Genomic DNA, 8,250 nt, shown 5'->3' on the forward strand with positions numbered 1-8,250 from the left:
AGAATGATATTTAAACCTGAATTAATTAAGGGAATAGCGAAAACAAGCCATCCATATGGATGTAGAAAAGAAGTACTAAACCAAATCGAATATTGTAAGAATGCAAAGCAATTCCATGGTCCTAAAAAAGTGCTGATTATTGGAGCGTCATCAGGTTTTGGCCTTGCTACAAGAATTTCTTTAGCATTTGGGGGAGCAAAAGCTGATACAATTGGAGTTTCGTTTGAAACAGGCATTACAGATAGAAGAACAGGAACCGCAGGTTGGTATAATAATATATTTTTTAAAGAGTTTGCAGAAAAAGAAGGATTAATTGCAAAAAACTTTATTGGAGATGCATTTTCAGATGAAGTTAAAGAAAATGTTATAAAATATATAAAGGATGAGTTTGGAAAAATTGATTTACTCATTTATAGTTTGGCATCGCCAAGAAGAAAAGATCCTAAGACAGGAAATATTTACGAGTCAACTTTAAAAACTACATCTGGAGAGTTTCAGGGGCCGACAATTGATATGGAGACAGATGAACTTGTTACAACTAAAGTTAATTCGGCAACTGATAAAGAGATAGAAGCAACAAAAAAAGTAATGGGAGGTGAAGATTGGAGTGAGTGGTGTAAACTGCTTCTTGAAAATGATTGTCTCTCTGACAAGGCTATAACAATTTCGTATTCATATATTGGAGCATCAAGAACATATAAAATTTATAGGGAAGGTACAATAGGAGAGGCTAAACGTCATCTTGAAAATTCTGCACTTCAAATAGATAAAGAGTGGAAAAAGAAGATTAATGGAAAGGCTTTTGTTTCTGTAAACAAAGCAATTGTTACGAAGGCAAGTGCGTATATACCTTCCTTCTCATTATATGCAGCAGTATTATATAAAGTAATGAAAGAAAAGAATTTGCATGAAAACTGCATTATGCAGATGCAAAGAATGTTTGCTGATAAAATATATACAGAAAACCCATCTGAATTTGATAACAGTGGAAGACTTAGAATGGATGATTGGGAACTTAGAGAAGATGTGCAAAGCGAAGTCAATAACTTGTGGGATAAAATAACTCCAGATAACTTTAAAATATTATCGGATTATGACGGATATAAACAGGAATTTATGCAGTTAAATGGATTTGAAATCGATGGAGTCAATTATAGTGAAGATATTGATGTTGAGGTGTTAAAAAGGCTAGAGCCATAGATTAATTAAGGGTTATGTTAAGAAGTATCAAAATGATACTTCTTGTTTTTTTATTCTCTAAGAACTTATATTCAAGTGAAAATTGTAGGTAAGTTATGGAAATACTGATTCGGAATGTTATAATTTGTAAAGGGAATAAAAAAGAAAATATAGTCGCCTGCGATTTTTTACAAATATATTTTAGAGAGATAATAATATTTCAAAAAACATTGCACCTGTGGTATAATTATCCGGGTATGCAATAAATCAAATAGCTATGTATATTATGGTTACATTTGATTTTAGTGTTAATAAACATAATTAACTAAGGAGAAGTGTTTTGAAATGAGAATAAAATATAAACTTATCGTTAGCTATTTGATCTTAATTGTATTTGCTGTAAGTGTATTGGGTTTCTTAATTGGGAATAAATCTAACAAAGCAGTTTTTAAAGAGGTAAACGAAAAAAGTCAGCGTTTAACAGAATCAATTATTACAACTTTGAGTGTAAGAAATGATTTGCTTACTGAGAAATCTTATGGAGATTTAAATTTTGCAAATAACGTATTAAACGATTTAGCTGATATGAGAGTTGATTACAATGAAATCGTAAAAGTTGGAGATTTTAACTTACCAGTTTTATATTCAGGAAATCAAAGAATATCCTTAGATAATACTATAGTTGATAAACTAAAACAATCAACAGGTACTATAGCAACAATGTTTTTATTACAGGATGATAAACTAATAAGGGTTTCTACTACCGTATTTAATAATGGTAATAGGATATTAGGTACATATATTTCAAGTGATACTGAAGCTTATAAAAAGACACTAAATAATGAAGAATTTATTGGCGATATTAGAATAGAGGGAATTGGATATCTAACAAGAATGAAGCCAATATTAGATAAAGATAAAAAAGTAATAGGAGCAATAGGTTTAGGAAATAAAATCATTAATGATTATTTAAATGATACATTAAGTAATATTAAATTAGGAAAGACTGGATATGCGTACATACTAGATTCTGATGGAAATGTAGTTCTTCATCCATCTGATAGTGGAAAGAATGTAAGTAATTATGATTTTGTTCAAAAAATGCATACTGAAAAAAGTGGAATGATTGAGTACACTTATAACGGAGTTAAGAAATTAGGATATTATCAGTATTTCGAAGCTTGGCATTGGTATATAGTTACTACAGCAGATTATGATGAATTAAATTCTTCAGCTAAATCAATCTTGACAACCACAATAGTTACTGGAGCAATAATAATTGTTTTAGGAGGAATTATAGCGTTATTTTTAGCTAATACATTAGTTAAGCCTATTAACAAGTTAAAATCCTGTATGGAGATAGCGGGTAAAGGCGATTTGACAGTACGATGTAATATAGATAGTAAAGATGAGATAGGAGTTTTGGCGAATAGTTTTAATAATATGTTGTCAGAAAATAAAAGACTATTAGAAGAAACCGTGCAGTATGAAAAATTAAAAACGGAATTTATTGCTAATATGTCACATGAATTAAGGACACCATTAAATATTATATTTTCAACAGCGCAGTTATTTAATGTACTTATAAACAGAGATGAAAATTTAAATACTCAGAAAATGAAGAATTATACAAGTAGTATAAAGCAAAATTGTTATAGATTGGTGCGACTAGTGAATAATCTTATTGATATAACAAAAATCGATTCAGGCTATATGAAATTAGAATTGAAAAATGGCAATATAGTACAAGTTGTAGAGGATATAACACAATCAACTGCCGAATATGTAGGATATATGTCTAGAACAATAATATTTGATACAGATAATGAAGAAAAAATTATGGCTTTTGATGAAGAAAAGCTAGAAAGAATTTTGCTTAATCTAATTTCAAATGCTACTAAATTCACTGAACCAGGGGATGAAATAAATGTTACTTTATATGACATGGATGATCATATTGTTATCTCTGTAAAAGATACAGGAAGAGGAATTCCAGAGGAAAAAGTATCGCAGCTTTTCCAACGATTTAAGCAGGTAGAACGATTATTAAATAGAAGCCATGAAGGTAGTGGAATTGGGTTATCTATAGTTAAAGCCTTAGTTGAGATGCATGAAGGAACAATAGAAGTAAAAAGCGTTTATGGAGAAGGTACAGAGTTTATCATATGCCTTCCTGTTAAGATTGTACCAGAAGATAAAGGTAAGAAAAGCAAGAATGGCTATGCAAACCAATCTAAGGTTGAAAATATTAATATTGAGTTTTCAGATATATATAGCTAAAAAAGATTGTCTTATAAATTAGACTTATGCGATAGCTTGCCGAAATCATAAATATTTTGTTCCGAAAAGCTATGAAAATATCGCTGAAGATTCTAAGTTGCAGGTTTCACAACTTTAGCATGCTCCCACTTTCAGTGTGACAAGCTAAAGTGAAACAACCTACAACTAAGAATCTTAGCAGCTTATTTTCAAATGTTTTCTCCACAAATATATTTATGATTTATAGTTAAGATAATAATTTATATATAGTAAGTATGGAAATATGTTCACATAATAAATCTGGGCATCTATATAATATACTGATTTAATGGTAAATTTTCATTGACATTCTAACATTTAGAGTATAAAATTTAGACGAGCACTAGGGGAGCCGTAATGGCTGAGATGAGTTTTTCAGACCCTTTGAACCTGCACTGGGTAATGCCAGCGAAGGGAAGTTATAAGATAATATAAAGCTAAATCTAAAGGTAGTAGATTTATAATTTAATTAGATTATTAACTCCTTTCAATGGTATTTTAATACTGTTTGAGAGGAGTTTTTTTATGCAATTTTCGCAAAGATTATTATTGAAAGGTCAACCTATATGGGAGGCATGTTTGGAGCATTCTTTTCTTAAGGAGCTTAGTGAGGGGACATTAAAGGAAGATAAGTTTTGCTTTTACGTTAAACAGGATTATGTTTATCTAATAGATTATATAAAGCTTTTTGCATTAGGGATGGTTAAAGCAGATTCATTAGAAGATATACAAGCCTTTGCTAAATGTGCAAATGCTATAGTAAATATTGAAATGGATGCACATACTGAATATGCTAAAAAGTTTGGAATAACTAAGGAAGAACTAGAGGCTACAAAGCCAAATGCAAGTAATTTATCATACACAAAATTTATGCTTCAGGTATCATCAGAAGGATCTTTAGCAGAGCTAGTAGCAGCGCTGCTTCCATGTATGTGGAGTTATGCATTTATTGGCAAGACTTTAGCTGAGAATAAAAAGGCATTGGAGCATCCACTTTATAGAGAATGGATACTTACATATGCAACTGAAGAATATAATAAGGAAAATGATTGGTGCATAAAACTTATGGATAAACTAGCAGAAGGACTGCCAGAAAGGCAGCTTCAAAAACTAGAAGAGATATTCATTATATCTTCAAAATATGAATATATGTTTTGGGATGGCTGCTACAAAAAGGAAAGTTGGGTTATTTAGATGAAAGCATTGGAAATTAATAATTTATCATTTAAGTATAAGGACTCAGATAAACTTATACTTGATGATTTATCTTTTAGTATAGATAAAAATGAATTTGTAACAATTATCGCGCCTAGCGGTACAGGTAAAAGCACTCTTTTTAGATTAATTTTAGGACTATTAAAGCCACAAAAGGGAAATATAAATATAGAAAAAGAAGGCAATAAAAATATTATAGGATATATGCCTCAAAAGGACTCCTTAATGCCTTGGAGAAATATTCTTGATAATACTGCAGTAGGACTTGAGTTAAATGGTCATAGTAAGAAGGCTGCTAGAAGAATAGCATCTACATACTTTGAAGGCTTTGGGCTAAAAGGCACTGAAAAGTCTTATCCGCATCAATTATCGGGAGGAATGAGACAAAGAGCTTCATTTCTAAGAGCTATAGTAAATAATCCGTCAATACTTTTATTGGATGAACCATTTTCTTCACTAGATGCATTAACAAGAAGAAAAATGCAAGCATGGCTGCTAGAACTTTGCCAAAGGCAAAATAATACTGTATTTATGATAACTCATGATATAGATGAAGCTTTACTTTTATCAGATAGAATTCTTATCTGTACGGAGCTTCCATATAAAAATTTGAAATCTATAGATGTAAATATTGAAAGGCCAAGGAATTATGAGACTACACTTTCTAGTGAGTTTATTGAGCTAAAAAGAGCTATTTTAAATGTTCTTGATTCTTTAGAAGAAAATAAGGGGGGAATGTAGAATGAAAAAATTTAAAGATTATATATTCCCTTTAATATTTCTGATAATTATAATTTTGGCCTGGGAATTTATAGTACCATATTTTAAGGTGCCAAATTTTATTCTGCCTAGATTTTCTGAAATCATAAAGGCTTTAGTAGATCAAAAAGATTTACTATATAAACATTCGATTATCACATTAGGTGAAGCACTGTTAGGGCTTATAGCATCAGTAATTATAGGTATATCCTGTGCACTTTCTATATATCTTTGGAGGAATGTTTCGAAAACTTTATATCCAATTATAATTTTTTCTCAAACAATTCCGACTATAGCTTTATCTCCAATTATGGTTATGTGGTTTGGATATACTATATGGTCAAAGGTAGCAGTAGTAATATTATTTTGTTTTTTCCCTATAGTTATAAGTACCTTAGATGGACTAAATAGTGTAGATAGAGATTTAGAAGATGTTTTAAAAGCCCTTGGAGGGAATAAATTTCAAATATTTTTTAAACTGCATATGAATTCTGTATTACCTAATTTTTTAAGCAGCTTTAAAATAGCTGCTACCTATAGTATTTCAGGAGCTACTATAGGAGAGTGGCTCGGAGCTGAAAAAGGGTTGGGGATATATATTAAGAGAGCAGCAGGTATGCTGCAGGCAGATTCGGTTTTTGCAGGAGTGTTAGTTTTATCATTTCTAGGATTAGTCCTATTTTCCGTAGGATTCTTACTAGAAAAGATTTTATTAAAATACAGAAGAGGATTGAAGGAGGACAATCATGAAATTAAGAAAGCTTAGTATATTTTTATTATTTGTTATGTTAGTTAGTTTAGTATTTAGCGGGTGCTCTAGTGCTTCTAATAATAAGGAGGACAAAAGTGCTACTAAAGAGCTTAAAGAAGTTAATGTTCTTTTAGACTGGTATCCAAATGCAGTACATTCATTCTTATATGCAGCAGAAGAGCAAGGGTACTTTAAAGAAGCAGGATTAAAGGTTAACTTAATTACACCTGCAGGTACAGATGATGGAATTAAATTAGTAGCAGCAGGAAAAGCTGATTTAGCAATAAGCTATCCTAAACAAATTATCTTAGCAAGAGGCGAAAATATTCCTATTAAATCTGTTGGAGCAATAGTTAGAAGTTCATTAAACCAACTAATGGTTCGTAAAGATTCAGGAGTTAAAACATTAAAAGATCTAGAAGGAAAGAAAGTTGGATATGCATCTTTTGATATTGATAAAGAGACTGTTAAAGCAATGGTAGCACAAGCTGGTGGAGATCCATCAAAGGTTGAATTTGTAGATGTTGGATATGACTTAATGCCTGGAATCGAAACAAAACAAGTTGATGCAATTATAGGTGGATATATAAACCATGAAAAAATATTATTAGAGAAAAAAGGCATTGAATTAGAAACTTTTGCGCCATCAGATTTTGGCGTGCCAAATAACTACGAATTAGCATTTGTTGCAAGTGATGACGCAATTAAGAACAATAATGATACAATACAAGCGTTCTTAGGAGCTGCTAAAAAAGGATTTGAATATACTCAAAAGAATCCTGATAAGGCTTTAGATTTAATATTGAAGGCTCAAAATGAAAGTTTCCCATTAGATGAAGAGATAGAAAAGAAGAGCTTAGAGATACTTTTACCTCTTATGGAGAATGAAAGTGGTAAATTCTTAAGTCAAGATAAAGAGAATTGGAATAACAATATTAAATGGCTAAAAGATAAGAATTTACTTCAAGCTGATGTTGATAGTAAAGATGTGTTTCAATAGTTTAATATTTATTTAAAGTTACAAAATTAATAAAAAGATATTATGTCAACTACGACATAATATCTTTTTTTATTCTTTAGGAATTTATATTCCGATAAAATCTGTGGATAACTAAAAAAAATTGATTGACTAGTTTTTGTATTATAAAAAGAATAAAAAAGAAATCTTATTCGCCTGCCAAGTTTTTCTCACATGCGTTCGAAAAGGCAGATGCGTGAAAAAATCTCCGGCTCCACAGTCGCCTGCGATTTTGTTCTTGTTTTATAAATACTCCGTGATATTAGATTAGTTCGGAGGAAAAGCTAATTTTATGATATAAGATTTTTTATTAGGATTTATATTTTAACCGGTACAGTTGGACTCTTGAAAGAATAATATTGTAATTATATAGATTGAGAAAAAAGCAACAAATTATGTGTTTTATAGATAAACAACTTAAGAATTCGACTTATTAGATGAACCTATTTATAGAGTTGCTAAAACTTTAAGCTCATATCTTAACTAGAAATCATAAATATATTTGTGGAGAAAACATTTGAAAATGAGCTACTAAGATTCTTAGTTGTAGGTTGTTCCGATTTAGCTTGTCACACTGAAAGTGGAAGCATGCTAAAGTGGCTACAACCTGCTGCTTAGAATCTTTAGCGATATTTTCATAGCTTTTCGGAACAAAATATTTATGATTTCGGTAAGTTATCACATAAATATAGTTTTAAAGTTGGTTATCAATATAGATATCCAACTTAAGAATTAAACTTATTCATAGTAATTTCTAGCATAGACTAATGACTTAACCATGTTAAAATCTTCATTTAAATGGATATATATTGAATTTATCGATTCAAAAAGCTCATCAATAGATATAAAAGCACTAGTACTAAAAATACAATTTTTCAACTTATTCCAGATATTTTCCTGTGGATTTAGAACTGGAGAATATCTAGGAGTATTTATTAAAAACAATTCTTCGCTATGCGCGTCAGCGAAGTCCTGCATTATTCTAGAAGTGTGAAATTTAGCATTATCCAGTAAAACATACACTTTTTTA

Annotated in this window: 7 protein-coding genes and 1 riboswitch; of the genes, 6 read left to right on the forward strand and 1 reads right to left on the reverse strand. The window is 30.4% G+C overall.

Going from position 1 to position 8,250, the window contains the following annotated elements; genetic code table 11:
• The first annotated feature begins 3 nt into the window (after positions 1-3).
• The 6 genes from fabV to T483_RS0127060 all read left to right on the forward strand — a co-directional run bounded on the left by fabV (position 4) and on the right by T483_RS0127060 (position 7,202).
• Positions 4-1,200 (forward strand): enoyl-ACP reductase FabV, encoded by a 1,197-nt coding sequence (gene fabV / locus T483_RS0127035; protein ID WP_026889639.1) that lies wholly within the window; start codon positions 4-6, stop codon positions 1,198-1,200.
• A 324-nt stretch (positions 1,201-1,524) separates the two neighbouring features.
• Positions 1,525-3,459 carry a Cache 3/Cache 2 fusion domain-containing protein gene (locus T483_RS0127040; protein ID WP_026889640.1) on the forward strand — a complete coding sequence of 645 codons (1,935 nt, stop codon included), beginning with the start codon at positions 1,525-1,527 and terminating at the stop codon, positions 3,457-3,459.
• A 353-nt stretch (positions 3,460-3,812) separates the two neighbouring features.
• Positions 3,813-3,911, forward strand: a riboswitch (TPP riboswitch).
• Positions 3,912-4,002: 91 nt separating this feature from the next.
• On the forward strand, positions 4,003-4,671 hold the full coding sequence (gene tenA, locus T483_RS0127045; RefSeq protein WP_026889641.1) for a thiaminase II: 669 nt from the start codon (positions 4,003-4,005) through the stop codon (positions 4,669-4,671).
• A complete protein-coding gene (locus T483_RS0127050; RefSeq protein ID WP_026889642.1) occupies positions 4,672-5,433 on the forward strand; it encodes an ABC transporter ATP-binding protein in 762 nt (253 codons plus the stop codon).
• A 1-nt stretch (position 5,434) separates the two neighbouring features.
• Positions 5,435-6,217, forward strand: a complete 783-nt coding sequence (locus tag T483_RS0127055; protein WP_026889643.1) for an ABC transporter permease — start codon at positions 5,435-5,437, stop codon at positions 6,215-6,217.
• Positions 6,198-7,202, forward strand: coding sequence for an ABC transporter substrate-binding protein (locus tag T483_RS0127060; protein WP_026889644.1), 1,005 nt, complete (start codon positions 6,198-6,200; stop codon positions 7,200-7,202). The genes T483_RS0127055 and T483_RS0127060 overlap by 20 nt, the downstream gene beginning before the upstream one ends.
• Before the next feature lie 756 nt (positions 7,203-7,958).
• Here T483_RS0127060 and T483_RS29910 read toward each other — a convergent pair.
• A partial coding sequence (locus T483_RS29910) for a transposase (protein WP_196244930.1) occupies positions 7,959-8,250 on the reverse strand: 292 nt, incomplete at its 5' end.

It is taken from the genome of Clostridium beijerinckii HUN142 (assembly GCF_000621745.1).
Lineage (GTDB): Bacteria > Bacillota > Clostridia > Clostridiales > Clostridiaceae > Clostridium > Clostridium beijerinckii_A.